We start from the raw sequence: 14731 nt of genomic DNA on the forward strand, positions 1-14731 counted from the left end.
ATTGAGGTTACGAATACAGCCAGACTCGCATTAAAGATAGAAGTTGACCTGTTGCGATTGGCTTCTTCATATAGTCGGAGGCTCCAGCTTCAATACATTTGGCACGATCCTCTTTCATAGCTTTGGCGGTGAGCGCAATAATAGGAAGTTTCTGATACTGCGGCATCTCGCGGATCCGGCGCATAGCCTCATATCCGTCCATCTCCGGCATCATCATATCCATTAATACAAGATCAAAATCTTCTTGCTCTACCAGCATTTCCAGCGCCTCGCGTCCATTCTCCGCAAACTTCACTTCCATGTGATACTCTTCGAGTACACTGGAGAGCGCAAAGACATTGCGAATATCATCATCGACGAGCAGTATTTTCTTTCCTTCGAACAATTCTTCTTTATTATGGAGCTTCTGCAGAATCTTACGTTTATCTTCCGGAAGATTTGCTTCTACCCGGTGCAAGAACAGCGTAGTCTCATCCAATAACCGTTCTGGAGAACGTACATCCTTGATAATAATTGATTCCGCATATTTGCGCAGCTGCGTCTCTTCTTTGCCATCCAAATCCTTACCCGTATAAATAATAATAGGTAGATCATTTAATTCCTCATCATCTCGAATTTGATCCAGCAGATCGAAACCTGTCATATCCTCAAGCATCAGATCCAGAACCATACAATCATATCTCTGCTTCCGTAGCTCACTCAGTGCCTCCCCGCCAGTTGAAACTGCGGTTATGGCCACATCGTCGTGACCGATCAATTCCATGATTGAACGACGTTGAATTTCATCATCCTCAACAATCAGCAAGTATTTCAACGTACTGGAGGTGTAATTCTCGATTTGGGAGAACGCCCGCTCTAGAGCCTCTCTAGAAGATGGTTTTCTTAAATAAGCCATAGCCCCCATCATAAGTCCCTGCTTCACTTCATCATTCACAGAGATGACATGGACAGGAATGTGGCGGGTCTGTGATGCACTTTTTAACTCTCTAAGGATGGTCCAACCGTCCATAACAGGCAGCTGAATATCTAGAATAATCGCATCAGGTAGATAAGTCTTCGCCATCTGCAGTCCAGTATCGCCTTGAAGGGCTACAAGTCCTTTGAAATTGCGGCCATGAGCCATATCCAGCAATATTTTCGCAAAGCTCTCATCGTCTTCAATAATAAGCAGAACCTTATCATTTGCAGTCAAATGATCACGGTCATCATCGATCATCAATTGTGGAATAGGTTCATGGACTGGTGTTGGTACAAGGGTTGGAGTCATATCTCCGATATATTCTTCGAAGGTTACATCCTCTCTAGAAGCAGCAGCTTCTATTACTGAAGGTTGCTTATTATAATTCCCTATAACCGGCAAATACATAGTAAAGGTACTACCTTGACCCTCACGGGATTCCAGCACAATAGCTCCACCCATTAAACGCGCTAACTCACGGCTAATAGACAAGCCTAAGCCTGTCCCTCCAAATTTACGGCTGGTAGTTCCATCCACCTGTTGGAAGGCTTCGAACACAATATCAGTTTTATCTGCCGGAATACCAATTCCGCTATCCTTTACAGCAATAGCAATATATTCAACTTCACTTGGCAGATCTAGCGGAATAAGATTGTCATCTGCTTGGCTAACCGAGAACTCAATAAATCCTTCCATCGTAAATTTAAAGGCATTAGAAAGCAGATTTCTTAGCACCTGCTTCAACCGATGACCATCGGCAATGACACTATCTGGCAGCGGCTCGTTAAAGGTAATTCTTAAAGAAAGTCCCTTTTTGAGCGCTTGCGGAGCAAAATTCTGCTTCACAAAGCTCTTCAGCTCCGTTAATTTAATTTCTTCTTGGTTCAGTTCCATTTTGCCAGCATCAACCTTGGATAAGTCCAAAATCTCATCAATCATCTTAAGCAAGTCTGCACCTGACATATAAATCGTATGTGCAAATTCAACCTGTTTCTCTGACAAGTTGCCATCCTTATTCTCCGTAAGTAGCTGCGATAGGATCAAGAGACTGTTGAGCGGAGTTCGCAATTCATGAGACATATTCGCCAAGAACTCTGATTTATATTTACTAGTAACGGATAATTGCTTGGCCTGTTTCTCTAATTGAATTTTTGCATGCTCAATTTCGTCTTTCTTCTCTTCAACCTCCTGCACTTGTTCCTCTAAAGCGCGGGTCTTGGCAATAAGTTCCGTATTATAATGCTCCAGTTCTTCCTGCTGACGCTGGAGTAGTTCTTCCGAACGTTTAAGCGCATCCGTCTGCTCTTCTAAGTTCTCATTGGAACGACGCAATTCCTCTTGCTGAGTCTGTAATTCCTCCGACTGACACTGCAGCTCTTCCGTAAGAGCTTGTGAATCACGCAACAACTTCTCCACAATCAAACGACGGCTAATATTATTAAAAATAATACTTAAATTATTAGCGAGTTGTTGCAGCAAATCATTTTTCAAACTGCTAAAAGGTTGGAATGAAGCAAATTCTACTACGCCTAGCAGTTCGTCTTCAAAAATAAGCGGATGGATAGAAATATATCCAGGTTGTGCATCCACGAATCCGGACTTAACGGATGAATAGTCTTCAGGAGCTTTCTCCAGTCTGATCGGGTGCATATCGAGCGCACTTTGCCCTACAAGCCCTTCACCAATCACAAACCCGTCCTTAGGTTTCTTATCATTATCTACTGCATAGTATCCACTGCTTCGTAAAAAATCAGGACGATTGGCATCTTTTAAATATACAGCTCCGAACTGTGCTCCCAGCACAGGGGTAAACTCATTGATGAAGGTCTGTGAGACCTGATCCAAGGAGCTAACACCTCGCAATAGTTCCGTCACCCGAGCAACATTCGCATTCAGCCAGGATTGGTCATTCTGCGCTTGCGCATAGGCCTGTTCCATTTGCTGCTTCTGTTCAAGATCTAAAGCCATCTTTTTAAAGACAAGAGCAACCTCACCAATTTCATCTTTAGTAGTAACCTTTATACGCCGTATAGCCCTCACTTTACCGTTGCCAAAGCTGGTAATCATCATCGAAACGACATTAAGCCCCCGAGTGATGCTTGGGATGATCCATAGAACTACTCCAAGTCCGAGAAGTAAGCCCATAATCATCATTAGAACTACCATCTGAGTCGAACTTTTATAAGCTTCGTTGGCCTTCGTACTCTCTTCATTCATAATAAAAGCATTATAATCAGAGAGACTGTTCAGAGCGTTTAACACGGCATTCTGAATCGCTTGTCCCTCTGTGTTGGAATACGTGCTAGCATTCTGAAAATAACCAGCCGATAGCAGTTTCAGTACCTTTTCCTGATAATTTAAATAAGTAGTGTACGCGCCATCTATTTGACTGACCATTTGCATTTCTTCAGCGCTAGTCATCGACGCTTTTATTTTCTCGTAGTGCTCATTGGCTTTAGTGATCTTTTTATCAATCTCATTCTTTTGAGATTCTACCGATGATGCATCTGCACTTAACATGGTCGTGGTTAATATTCGCGCCATATCATTGACTTCTCCACGCATCCCTGAAGAAGACCGCCCCTTCATATATCTATCCTGATACCCTTCCAGTTGATTATTCATATAATTTAAGCGGTCGTATCCTATCATCGTAAGTGCAAGCATAATCGCTAACATGGCACTGAAGCCAATTAAGAGTTTAGCCTTTATCTTCATTCTCTATCTGTTCCCTTCTTCAGTGAGATCCACACAATACACTTATCATCATCACGCTCTTTAGGAACCTCAACATTGAAAAAAGCAGCTCGAATAGCTTCTTCGTTCCACTCATGTTCAACATTTAAATGTTGAATCATAAATTTCAGCTGCTCTTCTTGTTCGCCCTCAACCAGTTCCAATAGACCATCTGTATAAAGAACTAGATGCCCTTCATCTTCATAGGTTAAGCTCTGTGGCTGAATATCAATCCGTTCAAACAAACCTACTGGGTGACAGTTACTTTCCAGCATGACTGGAGTCTTAGCCACTCCTTCAAAAAATAGCGCAGGTGGATGCCCGGCGTTGACGTAGTCAATACGTTTCATACGGGTATCTATCACAAGATAAATGGTCGTAAAGTAGTATTGGATCAGCTTTTTCTCAATATAGAGCTGATTAAACCTTCGATTGAGCTCCTGAATTACCTTTTCCGGCTCTACATACGTAGTTACCGTGTCCTTCAACACAGAAGCAAGAAACATACAAAAAAGAGATGACGATATTCCGTGTCCCATAATGTCCAGCAGGATCACGCCATATCGGCCATCACCAAGGGGGTACCACGCGTATAAATCACCGGCAAGCTCAGAGGATGGCTGATAGATGGCATTGACCTCAAAATTCTCTTCCTGAAGAGGCAAGCTCAACACAGCATTCTGAACAAGTGCGGCTAGTCTCAATTCTTCTTGAATTCGCTGATCTCGTTCCTTATGCCAATCTTTCTCTCGCTTCAACCGCAGCGCGAGCCGAATTCGGGCCATCAGCTCCACTTTGTTAATGGGTTTCGTAACATAATCTACTGCACCTGCATCCAGTGCTTCTGCCAGCTTCTTGGAATCGCCAACAGCTGTAACCATTATTATTGGAATATCCTTTAGGTGTTCGTATTGCTGTACAACACGACATGCCTCGATTCCATCCATTTCCGGCATCATCATATCCAGTAAAATCAGATCGATATCTGACATCCGAGGACGTCCATCTTCACTCACAGAACCGATACCCAACCGTGTAAGCATCTCTTTTGCAGAGGATGCGGTTACGAAATTTCGGTAATCTTCTTTTTTCAGGATTTCACGGATAATGATAACATTAGTCGGATTGTCATCTACGATTAAGATTCTCATCATCTTCACCTCACACGAATAGTATTACGAACGTAAAATTCTGCGACTCATTACCTATATCATACGCTATTTAAATGTGTTATTTCTATTTTTAATATATGTAAATATAGTAATAGGTTCATTTACGCCTTCAGCAAAGTAACCTCCCGAACCACTACATGTAGTGGTTCGGGAGGTTACTCTATGGTAAAGACAGCCTCTGTTTATTAACCAAAATGATCAAAAGTGAAACATATTAAGAAGAAATACTATCAAATAAATCAATACCTTCAAATTCACCTGCCAAATTTCGATATATTTTGAGCGCATTGTTTCCTCTCATATATACATCACCATCTTCGGCAATAAAATACGGTTTACCCAAGGTCGATTGCACATTATCCTTCACGGGATCAATTCCCACCCCATTTACCTGTAGCCCAAACTGCTGTGCTTGAGAAGGTGAGACATGCACATACAGTACAAACCCCTCACCAACACCCACTGTTACATCTGCGTATTGGTACTCCTCTGTCCCTTGCAATGGATCATTTGTTACCGCCAGCGGATTGCCCTTGGCCAGAAGCAATTCTTCCTTCGTAGCATATAAAGCAACACCTTGCAGTGAATCAAACTGATTTATAGCAGGGCTCGTTTCTGAGGAATGTTCAAATGTAAGAACTGTCTTAGGCTGATCACTAAAAGTCGAGATAGGCGTCAACTGTGGAGACGCATCAAAGTATGGGGAAAGTAGACTAAACAAGAGTATGATAATGTTCATGTTGTTATCCCACCTTTCTTATCTGCAGCCGCCATTTACAGAGGACTTGCTGCCTTAACTTTAATGACGGAATTTTTTCCAAAGAGTTGCAGCTACATCTACACTTTTTAACACAGTAGCTATTTTCCCCGGTGCTTTCTCGTTATTAACAGCATCATAAGAGTTTACCGTACGTTCCTCAGCTGGAGTCAGCGGAGCTTCTTTTATGGATACCCCCTTACGCTTCTCCCTCAGTTCATGTGATTTACGATATCTCTCAATCACAGTTACTGAAACTTGCTTAACGGTTAAGGTTAACTCATTCATAACTTCTCCCAAATTTTTCACAGAATCTATGACAGGATCAATCTTCTGAATTTTATTCTGTACATCAGCGGTAATTTCATTTGCATGTCTGACTGTAGTCTTCACTTCATAAGTCAGTTCATCCATCGTCTTCTGCACTTCCACCAAGGTCTGGCTTACTTTGTCGAGAGATTGCTTCGCTGACTGCAAAGTCTTAATTAGAAAGAAAACAAGTATTGCGAATGCGATAGCAACGAGAGCTACACTAAGTTCAATGATCATATTCATAACCCCTTCCAAATCTCATAAATAGTGGCTAATCAGCCTTGTATACTGCATAGTTACCCCTACTACCATATGCCGAAACAATCTGTCGAGCGTTGTCAAAATTCCCTGCTCCCCTTTGTTTCAGAATCAAAGTCCCCGTTTATACAATGACTACAAATCAAAAAAAGGATAGGTGATATGTAATGTTAAAATGGTCCGCAATTCTGCTAGTTGTAGCTGTAATCGCTGGTATCTTTGGTTTCTTCAATCTTGTAGCAGCCGCTGCTGGTCTTGCAAAGATACTATTCTTCGTATTCTTGGTTCTGTTTGTTGTTTCCCTCTTCACGGGACGCAGAGGTAGATCGATGTAGCCTCCTCCCATATCTATCCATATATCTTATTCATCATGCAGAAAGTATAGGTCATTCCCACACAGATGTCACTTGAGAAAATAAGAAAAAGTTTTGAAGTTAGATCATAATGAGGAGGAACTTAACATGAAAAAATTCGCCAGCATTACACTTGCCTTGGGACTTATGGCTTCAATAGCAGCTACAGCATCAGCCGCTGAGGTAACAGGGACAACTACAGATTCTACGCCCGGAACTGGAAGCACTTACACAACATCTTTTGAAACGATCATTACCCCATCGGATATTACTCCAGCCACACCACAAATTGTTCTAACCGAAAAAACAGCTTTTCACTTTTCAGTTGGCAGTATGATTCCTGCAGGCTGGCTTAGCGCTCAAACGCTTGATACCACAGGTGAAGTGATTACGGATACTTGGGGCAATGAATGGAGAGAAATCTACACTTGGCTAGGAAAAGCGTGGGTAAAGGTTCCTGTTGCTGCCAATGTAATTATGTAATTAGTACAGAAAAGATGATAACAAGCATAAACGCCTTCGGCGTCCCTATAAGGACGGCAAGTGTTTAAGCGAGAAATATAAGGATAATTTATAGAACGGAACATATAAATTCTTATATTTACAAAAAGCTACCCCCTCAGTAGATCATTCTACTGAGGGGGTAGCTTTTGCGCTTACGCCGCCTTTGTTCACCCGTCACAAACATGCGATGCTGCCGCTTCTGTATACCTATATAATTATCGGATGACCGATCCCCCGAAGAGGAAACGATTCGTCCAAGAAGCGCTTAATTTATCTACTTTCACCCCGCCTGAAGCTACGGAATACGTATGGAGAACTTGTCCATCTCCTAGATACATAGCAACATGCGATATTCTTGCCTTAGATTTGTCGATCCCTTCATACGCTGAAGCGGAGTTCCCTTTATAATCCATAAAGAACATTAGATCGCCGCGTTTCAAACCGGAAGTAGACGTAACTACCGTACTATTCGATTTCACCCAATCTCCCTGTTGACGGGAATCAGCAGGCAGTTTCAAATTCACAGCATCCATGAAAATTTGCCGGATAAAATCAGAACAATCGAAGGTGCTTGTATCATATCTGCTGGAACCAAACTCATAAGGTGTACCCAGATAGCCCATACCTGCTGAGATTACGCTCTCGATTTGGGCAGAAGCCCCAGGTGTAGAAATAGGTGGTACTGGTGCTGGCGGCGTTGGTGTCGGCGTTACCGTCCCAGTCCCCCCATTATTAGCGAACGAAGTATATTGATCACTTGAACTTATATATCCAATGCTACCATCAGAGGTTTGAATTTGATACCAGGAGCTGTTCGGCTGTGCCAGAAGCTGTACTTGTTCCCCCTTCTTCAGAAGTCTCAGTACTTTTCCGCTTGTAGAAGGCACAGTTCGAAGATTCACTCCGTATTTTATGGTTCCCGTTTGTGCTGATGGTGCTGTTGGTGTACCTACTGAAGATGAATTTACGCTGATATACTTATCATCTGTACTAGTATAGCCTACGGATCCATCCGCTGCTTTCACCTGATACCAATAGCTATTCGGTTGTGCCACAATCTGCACTTGATCTCCTTTTTGCAAATACTTCACTACTTCTCCACTTGTAGAAGGTGTACTGCGAAGGCGAACACTTGCCTCGATGACCGCTGTTTGACCGGCTGCTGCTGCCATAACTGAATTTGATGGACTTGAGGCTGCTGCTGCATTTCCAGGAGCAGATACTCCTAAACCTGCAACAATTGCAGCTGAAACCAATAAGGATGCTGTTAATTGCTTATGTGATTTAATCATACGTTCCCCCAATACCATGATGAGATTTCAACAAAGGTGTGAACTACATTCCTTTATGCCCTCATTATAGGCTTGCCCGGGATTTGGAACATGCTCCAAATTGCACATATAATCATGCCACTTTATGGTAAAATACAGGACTAAAGTCTTGAATCCTCCTTAAATATGTTTGTTTTTTCCTTAAAATAGAATTTTTCAAATTTAATCTTTAGGTTCCACATGCACCTGTACATTCATAATATTGTGTAGCTTGCTCATTCTCTCTTCAATGGAGTCACTGATCCTATGACCTTCCACCACTGTAATATTCGCGTCTACCTCCACTACAACATCCACGTGTACATGATTCCCATGAACCCGTGCCTTCACATCTTTAATCCCCTCTACTCCCGGTGTTCGAGCAATCGTACTACGTAGATCCATCAATCTATCTTCATCAAAGCCATCCGTAAGCCGGTAGGTCGAGTCACGAAAAATATCCCATGCCGTCTTAGAGATAATCAGTCCGACAACTACTGCCGCCGCAGAATCAATCCATGGCAGTCCGAACTGAGCACCTACAATCCCAACAGCAGCACCTATACTAACCATAGCATCGGAAAAATTATCTTTCGCCGCTGCCATGAGTGCACTACTATTTATCTGCTTAGCCAGCCTTTTGTTGTATATGTATACTCCCATCATTGCTACTGCACACACTAGAGCCACACCAGCAGACCATAGCTGCGGGGTTTCCTTTGCACGATCGAAAAAGGACCGCACCGCCTCCACAATCACTTGAATACCTACTACCGCCATAATAAAAGAAGCCAACAATGCAGCTACTGTCTCTGCCCGAAAATGTCCATAAGCATGGTCAGAGTCAGGTGGCTTCCGCGAAATCTTTAGACCAACCAACACGGCTGCAGATGCTACGATGTCAGTTAAATTATTGACTCCGTCCGCGACCAATGCACTAGAGGCGAATAGATAACCGCTAACCAGCTTGAAAGTCGATAAAATGAGGTAAGCCGCTATGCTAACCCAAGCGCCCCGCTCGCCTTTACGTATATCTTCGTAAATATCAACCATTTTGGCTATCTCCTCGTTTTCAGTTTTGTTAGAAAAGAATTCTTTCAATTATTCTTGCCCTTGTAGCAGCATTTAAAAACAATTAGAATAAAGTGAAGGACTTGCTTCAAAGGAGGTTATCATAATGAGCGAAAACAATGAAAAAGGAAAAATCAATTTAGCTGAAGCTATCCGGCAAAAGCTGGAGCAGAAGAAACAACAATCTTCCTCCAAACCTGGATCAACTTTTCAGGCCGGATCCGCTAAACCACTAAAAAGTCAGAATAACAAAAAGCCTAACAACCAACGCCGTCGTACCGGCGGGTCCTAGTACTATTTTATAAACATAAAAGGCTGCGCATCCCTCAGGGACAACGCAGCCTTTTATGCGTTCGCCTGCCTTAAAGGATGGGCTAGAACTCATCAAATTCATAACTGATTCTCTTTATTGTACAATTAGACAACTGAAAACATGCGCTTTGGGAAACCTCAAGTGATAAGGCTTCCTGTCTTGCAAGCCCCGCGTATACTCCCCGTAGAATTCTACTTGTTAATCCATGTGTAACCGCAATGACCCGCGGAGTGGAGGACAAGCTATCCAGCCAGTCTGTGACACGCTCCTGAACCGCTTCATAGCTCTCTCCATCTGGTGAACGAAAATACCAATCATACATAGTCGTATCTTCAAGACTATTCGGCCAGCCCTGTTCAATTTCCTTGAGCGTTAGCCCTGACCAAGAACCAACGGAAACTTCACTTAACCTAGAATCCGTTTCTATTTCATTGAAATCATAACCTAAGATTTCACACAAAATTTGTGTGCTTTGCAGCGCTCTCCCAAGTGGACTTGAAATCACCTTCCATTCGGAGGGATGCTCCACCGAATAACGAAGCAGCCTACCCATTTGTCTGACTTGATCCATTCCATGCTCAGTCAGAGGTGAATCCAATTGTCCTTGGTAACGACCTTGCGTATTAAACTCGGTCTCCCCATGCCTCATAATAAAAATAGTTCTGTCCACATGCTCCACCTACCGTGACCTTTTCAAAATCGAAATTATAAAGACAGCTACCCTAATCCTATTAGGATTAGAGTAGCTGCTTGACGGGTTCCTTCCGCATAACGGAAAGTAAATATTATACTTCTACAGGATACATGCGTTGGCGCATTTCCTTAATTTCAGGATTCTCTAAATACTCATCGTAAGTCATCGTGCGATCAATTACACCTGTAGGTGTGATCTCGATGATACGGTTAGCAATCGTTTGGATGAACTGATGGTCATGGGAAGTAAAGAGAATAGTCCCGTCGAAATCGATCAGTCCGTTATTCAGTGCCGTAATGGATTCCAGATCCAAGTGATTGGTAGGTTCATCGAATACAAGCACGTTCGCACCGTTCAGCATCATCTTCGCCAACATACAGCGAACCTTCTCGCCCCCGGACAATACACTCGCTTTCTTCAGTGCTTCTTCTCCGGCGAACAGCATCCGTCCAAGGAATCCACGCAGGAACGTCTCATCCTGATCTTTAGAATACTGACGCAGCCATTCTACGAGATTCAAGTCCACGCCATCGAAATAGCTGGAGTTATCTTTCGGGAAATAAGCTTGAGTTGTAGTGACGCCCCACGCATATTCACCCGCATCCGCTTCCTGCTCACCCATGATCACATCAAATAGAAGTGATTTAGGCTGGGAGTAAGGACCCACGAAAGCAATCTTATCACCTTTGTTAACTACAAAGCTGATTTCATCAAGAACCTTCTCACCTTCAACCGATTTGGTCAATCCGCTGATCGTCAGAAGCTGCTTACCTGCTTCACGTTCAGGTTTGAAGTTGAGGAACGGATATTTACGGTTAGATGGACGAATGTCATCCAACGTAATTTTCTCGAGTTGTTTCTTACGAGAAGTCGCCTGTTTAGACTTGGAAGCATTGGCCGAGAAACGCTGAATAAAGGCTTGCAGTTCCTTGATCTTATCTTCCTTCTTCTTGTTCGAATCACGCTGTAAAGCTTGAGCAAGCTGACTGGACTCGTACCAGAAGTCGTAGTTACCAACGTACATCTGGATTTTGCCAAAATCAATATCCGCAATATGCGTACATACTTTGTTCAGGAAGTGACGGTCATGGGATACGACGATAACAGTACCTTCATAATCCATGAGGAAGTTCTCTAACCAGCCAATCGATTCTAGATCCAAGTGGTTGGTAGGCTCATCGAGCAGGAGGTTGTTTGGACGGCCAAACAAGGCTTGTGCCAAGAGTACCCGTACCTTCTCATTGCCGCTCAGTTCGGCCATTTTCTTATCATGCAGTTCACGCATAATGCCAAGACCGATCAGCATAGCCGCCGCATCCGGCTCTGCATCCCAGCCATTAAGTTCGGCAAATTCGCCTTCAAGCTCACCGGCACGCAGACCATCTGCTTCCGTGAAATCAGACTTCGCATAAAGCGCGTCCTTTTCTTTCATGATTTCATAAAGACGAGTGTGACCCATAATTACTGTTTCAAGTACTGGGAATTCATCGTACTCGAAATGATTCTGCTTCAGAACTGCAAGGCGTTCACCTGGTGTTATATGAACATCACCCGTGTTCGCTTCAATCTCCCCAGACAGAATTTTCAGAAAGGTTGATTTACCAGCACCATTGGCACCAATCAAACCATAGCAGTTACCAGGGGTGAATTTTATGTTTACATCTTCGAAGAGAGCGCGTTTTCCGTAGCGGAGTGTTACGCCGCTTGTGCTAATCATTACGCATTACCATCCTTTTCACTTTAGGGTTTCGGCTCATTATAGCATAAAATCAGTGCAAAAATCCCGTGAAATAGGCATTTAAGCTGATCTCACTCCTACGAAACTTATTCCAACTGTTTTACGGCGACAACTTTTAAGGAGGAATTTTTTCAATTATTCCCCAGATGTGCGATTCTCCTTTTGTACGACCAGTGTTTCTCCATAACCGAGTATACGAATTCTTTCGTCCGAAATCGCGTGTTTAACTCGGGCGTTCTCCATGCGATCCAGTGCTTCCCGGGCGGTATCATCAGCAAGTCTGAAGGTACCGTAATGCATCGGAATCATGGTCTCCGCCCCTACATCTAGGAAAGCTTGAACGGCTTCCTCAGGATTTACATGCTGAGAGGTCATGAACCATTCCGGTTCATAAGCCCCAATCGGCATAAGCGCGATATCGATCTTATAACGACTTCCGATCTCCTTAAAGCCTGGAAAATAACCGCTGTCCCCAGCGAAATAAAGATTCGGAGAAGACTTCTGATTTCCGGAATCAGCGGGCTCCAAGATGTACCCACCCCAATGAGAAGTATTCGTATCCCATGGCGTTCTCCGCGTCCAGTGCTGGGTAGGCACAAAACTAAGCTTGATCTTACCTAGCTTAATCTCCTGCCACCATTCCATTTCCACACAGTTGTGGAACCCTTTGCGAAGCATTTTTCGCTTCAGACCAACAGGAACTACAAGCGTTGTCCCTGCCCGATATAATTTGCGGATAGAGGCAATATGCAAATGGTCATAATGAGAGTGCGAAATCAGAATCAGGTCAATCGGTGGCACTTCGCTAAGTGGAATCCCAGGTTGTCCCAGTCTTTTCTCAAAGCCCAGCCTTCTCGCCCAGATGGGATCTGTAATGATATTCATCCCTTCATATTGAAGGAAAAATGTTGAATGCCCAATCCACGTAATGGTAGACTCCAATCGATTCTCAGACAGATAAGATAATCTGGGCGGCGTATTCGGTACAACATATGAATAGTCCTTCTTCTTGCGACGACGTTCCTCACGCCACTGGCGAAATTCCTTTAATGATTTATCGGTACTTACATTATCGACGTTATGGTAACGAGTTTTAGGCATACAACACCTCTTCTACAGAAGTTTACCGAGCAACCCTAGCTTTAGCGAATATACTACAACTATATTGAACAGCAGCGTATTTTGCAAAATATACAAATAGCATGGTAAAGGTTCGCCCTTTTATTCCTCACAATTGCAGACTTTAGCGAAATAATAGAAGAGTTCTTTTGGTTTCACACCAGAAATGAGATAATATGTGTATAAAGTATGGCGGTGCATATACCGTTCAAGGGGGAGCTACGTATGAAGATTACTTTTATTGAACCGACTCCAAGTCCAAATACGATGAAGCTACATTTGGACGAAAGTTTAGAACCCGGAATTCGCAGAACCTATACTCCAGAAAGCGAGCGTTCCGCACCTGCTTGGGCACGTGAAATGTTAACGATACCGGGCGTTATTAGCATTTATCATGCTGCTGACTTCGCAGCACTTGAGCGCAAAGGCAATGCCGATTGGGCAGCCATTCTAAGAGAAGTTCAAAGCCGCTTCGCTAACAGCGAAGGTGTAACTGGAGATTGGAGCCTAGCTGACGAGAATGCCGGTGCTCATTTTGGGGAAGCGCAAGTCTTCGTCCAATTATTCCGCGGAATTCCGATGCAAATCCGCGTCAAAACGGGCGCGAATGAAGAGCGCATATCCTTAGCTAACCGCTTTACTAAAGCGGTTATGGATGTGGCTAGCGCCGTGATGATCAAAGAGCGCAAGCTCACTGATTACGGCGTGCGTTATGGCGAGCCCGCGGACATTGCGCGCGAGGTCGAGCAAGAGATCGAGGCAGCGTATCCGCAGGAACGCCTCGACTCCCTCGTGCAGCAAGCCATTGCGCACGGAGCCGAAGGTGAGTTCGTCGAGCAGAGACGAACTCGCACACAGGATGAGCTGCTGCGAGACCTGAAGCATGAGGATTGGCGCGTGCGCTACGCCGCGCTAGAGGATCTTACGCCGACGGCGGAGCTCCTGCCGGAGCTTAAGGCGGCGCTACACGATCCCAAGCTGCATATTCGCAGGCTTGCGGTCGTGTATCTAGGCGACCTTCGCACGCCTGAGGCGATGGAGCTGCTCTATGAGGCGATGGCTGACAGCGCCCCAGCCGTAAGACGTACGGCTGGCGATACGCTATCCGACATCGGCGATCCTGCCGCCACGCCAGTGATGACGGCGGCGCTAACAGATAAGAGCAAGCTTGTCCGCTGGCGCGCAGCTCGTTTTCTTTATGAAGTTGGCACATCCGAAGCTCAAGATGCACTCACACTTGCAGCAGATGATCCAGAGTTCGAGGTTGGCCTTCAGGCCAAGATGGCTTTGGAGCGTATCGCCTCAGGTGAAGCCGCAGCAGGCACCGTATGGCAACAGATGTCAGAACGCCGTCGTAATTAACATGGAAGTACCTGATTTTGTCATTGCTTTGAGAAGTAAACTTGCTTTATACTAATTCCTGTTGTTTATAAATG

Annotated in this window: 13 protein-coding genes; 4 read left to right on the forward strand and 9 right to left on the reverse strand. The window is 44.1% G+C overall.

What is annotated here, in order from left to right; translation table 11 throughout:
• Window positions 1-7 precede the first annotated feature (7 nt).
• From NSQ29_RS30625 to NSQ29_RS30640, 4 genes are all read right to left on the reverse strand, one after another.
• Window positions 8-3676, reverse strand: a complete 3669-nt coding sequence (locus tag NSQ29_RS30625) for a response regulator (protein WP_339267232.1) — start codon at window positions 3674-3676, stop codon at window positions 8-10.
• On the reverse strand, window positions 3673-4845 hold the full coding sequence (locus NSQ29_RS30630; RefSeq protein ID WP_076285480.1) for a SpoIIE family protein phosphatase: 1173 nt from the start codon (window positions 4843-4845) through the stop codon (window positions 3673-3675). Before NSQ29_RS30630 ends, NSQ29_RS30625 begins: the two co-directional genes overlap by 4 nt.
• A 235-nt stretch (window positions 4846-5080) precedes the next feature.
• The gene (locus NSQ29_RS30635) at window positions 5081-5605 is read right to left on the reverse strand and encodes a hypothetical protein (protein WP_076300663.1); all 525 of its coding nucleotides are present in this window, start codon (window positions 5603-5605) and stop codon (window positions 5081-5083) included.
• A 60-nt stretch (window positions 5606-5665) separates the two neighbouring features.
• The gene (locus tag NSQ29_RS30640; protein WP_076285482.1) at window positions 5666-6172 is read right to left on the reverse strand and encodes a DUF948 domain-containing protein; all 507 of its coding nucleotides are present in this window, start codon (window positions 6170-6172) and stop codon (window positions 5666-5668) included.
• 188 nt (window positions 6173-6360) lie between these two features.
• On the opposite strand from NSQ29_RS30640, the gene NSQ29_RS30645 reads away from it, so the two are divergent.
• Both NSQ29_RS30645 and NSQ29_RS30650 read left to right on the forward strand, forming a co-directional pair.
• On the forward strand, window positions 6361-6528 hold the full coding sequence (locus NSQ29_RS30645; RefSeq protein WP_042131050.1) for a DUF1328 family protein: 168 nt from the start codon (window positions 6361-6363) through the stop codon (window positions 6526-6528).
• A gap of 126 nt (window positions 6529-6654) precedes the next feature.
• The gene (locus tag NSQ29_RS30650) at window positions 6655-7029 is read left to right on the forward strand and encodes a hypothetical protein (RefSeq protein ID WP_042191861.1); all 375 of its coding nucleotides are present in this window, start codon (window positions 6655-6657) and stop codon (window positions 7027-7029) included.
• A gap of 236 nt (window positions 7030-7265) precedes the next feature.
• Here NSQ29_RS30650 and NSQ29_RS30655 read toward each other — a convergent pair whose 3' ends face one another.
• Both NSQ29_RS30655 and NSQ29_RS30660 read right to left on the reverse strand, forming a co-directional pair.
• The gene (locus NSQ29_RS30655) at window positions 7266-8342 is read right to left on the reverse strand and encodes a C40 family peptidase (RefSeq protein WP_341126853.1); all 1077 of its coding nucleotides are present in this window, start codon (window positions 8340-8342) and stop codon (window positions 7266-7268) included.
• A gap of 201 nt (window positions 8343-8543) precedes the next feature.
• Complete coding sequence (locus tag NSQ29_RS30660) at window positions 8544-9413, reverse strand: cation diffusion facilitator family transporter (protein WP_042191865.1); 870 nt, start codon at window positions 9411-9413, stop codon at window positions 8544-8546.
• A gap of 124 nt (window positions 9414-9537) precedes the next feature.
• Between NSQ29_RS30660 and NSQ29_RS30665 the strand changes: the two genes are divergently transcribed.
• Complete coding sequence (locus NSQ29_RS30665; protein ID WP_042191867.1) at window positions 9538-9723, forward strand: hypothetical protein; 186 nt, start codon at window positions 9538-9540, stop codon at window positions 9721-9723.
• A gap of 82 nt (window positions 9724-9805) precedes the next feature.
• On the opposite strand, the gene NSQ29_RS30670 is transcribed toward NSQ29_RS30665, so the two are convergent.
• The 3 genes from NSQ29_RS30670 to NSQ29_RS30680 form a co-directional block, all read right to left on the reverse strand.
• Window positions 9806-10414 carry a histidine phosphatase family protein gene (locus tag NSQ29_RS30670; protein ID WP_341126854.1) on the reverse strand — a complete coding sequence of 203 codons (609 nt, stop codon included), beginning with the start codon at window positions 10412-10414 and terminating at the stop codon, window positions 9806-9808.
• Window positions 10415-10529: 115 nt separating this feature from the next.
• Window positions 10530-12155, reverse strand: a complete 1626-nt coding sequence (locus NSQ29_RS30675) for an ABC-F family ATP-binding cassette domain-containing protein (protein ID WP_042131056.1) — start codon at window positions 12153-12155, stop codon at window positions 10530-10532.
• 156 nt (window positions 12156-12311) lie between these two features.
• Window positions 12312-13277 (reverse strand): MBL fold metallo-hydrolase, encoded by a 966-nt coding sequence (locus NSQ29_RS30680; RefSeq protein WP_341059479.1) that lies wholly within the window; start codon window positions 13275-13277, stop codon window positions 12312-12314.
• A gap of 243 nt (window positions 13278-13520) precedes the next feature.
• Here NSQ29_RS30680 and NSQ29_RS30685 point away from each other — a divergent pair, with 243 nt between their 5' ends.
• Window positions 13521-14657, forward strand: a complete 1137-nt coding sequence (locus NSQ29_RS30685; protein ID WP_042191874.1) for a virulence factor — start codon at window positions 13521-13523, stop codon at window positions 14655-14657.
• Window positions 14658-14731 lie beyond the last annotated feature (74 nt).

Source organism: Paenibacillus sp. FSL F4-0236 (assembly GCF_038000135.1).
GTDB lineage: Bacteria > Bacillota > Bacilli > Paenibacillales > Paenibacillaceae > Paenibacillus_AQ.

Excerpts from the sequence above, each read along its gene's own strand:
- NSQ29_RS30625 (WP_339267232.1), bottom strand. The coding sequence starts at position 3,676 with ATGAAGATAAAGGCTAAACTCTTAATTGGCTTCAGTGCCATGTTAGCG.
- NSQ29_RS30630 (WP_076285480.1), bottom strand. The coding sequence starts at position 4,845 with ATGAGAATCTTAATCGTAGATGACAATCCGACTAATGTTATCATTATC.
- NSQ29_RS30635 (WP_076300663.1), bottom strand. The coding sequence starts at position 5,605 with ATGAACATTATCATACTCTTGTTTAGTCTACTTTCCCCATACTTTGAT.
- NSQ29_RS30640 (WP_076285482.1), bottom strand. The coding sequence starts at position 6,172 with ATGATCATTGAACTTAGTGTAGCTCTCGTTGCTATCGCATTCGCAATA.
- NSQ29_RS30645 (WP_042131050.1), top strand. The coding sequence starts at position 6,361 with ATGTTAAAATGGTCCGCAATTCTGCTAGTTGTAGCTGTAATCGCTGGT.
- NSQ29_RS30650 (WP_042191861.1), top strand. The coding sequence starts at position 6,655 with ATGAAAAAATTCGCCAGCATTACACTTGCCTTGGGACTTATGGCTTCA.
- NSQ29_RS30655 (WP_341126853.1), bottom strand. The coding sequence starts at position 8,342 with ATGATTAAATCACATAAGCAATTAACAGCATCCTTATTGGTTTCAGCT.
- NSQ29_RS30660 (WP_042191865.1), bottom strand. The coding sequence starts at position 9,413 with ATGGTTGATATTTACGAAGATATACGTAAAGGCGAGCGGGGCGCTTGG.
- NSQ29_RS30665 (WP_042191867.1), top strand. The coding sequence starts at position 9,538 with ATGAGCGAAAACAATGAAAAAGGAAAAATCAATTTAGCTGAAGCTATC.
- NSQ29_RS30675 (WP_042131056.1), bottom strand. The coding sequence starts at position 12,155 with ATGATTAGCACAAGCGGCGTAACACTCCGCTACGGAAAACGCGCTCTC.
- NSQ29_RS30680 (WP_341059479.1), bottom strand. The coding sequence starts at position 13,277 with ATGCCTAAAACTCGTTACCATAACGTCGATAATGTAAGTACCGATAAA.
- NSQ29_RS30685 (WP_042191874.1), top strand. The coding sequence starts at position 13,521 with ATGAAGATTACTTTTATTGAACCGACTCCAAGTCCAAATACGATGAAG.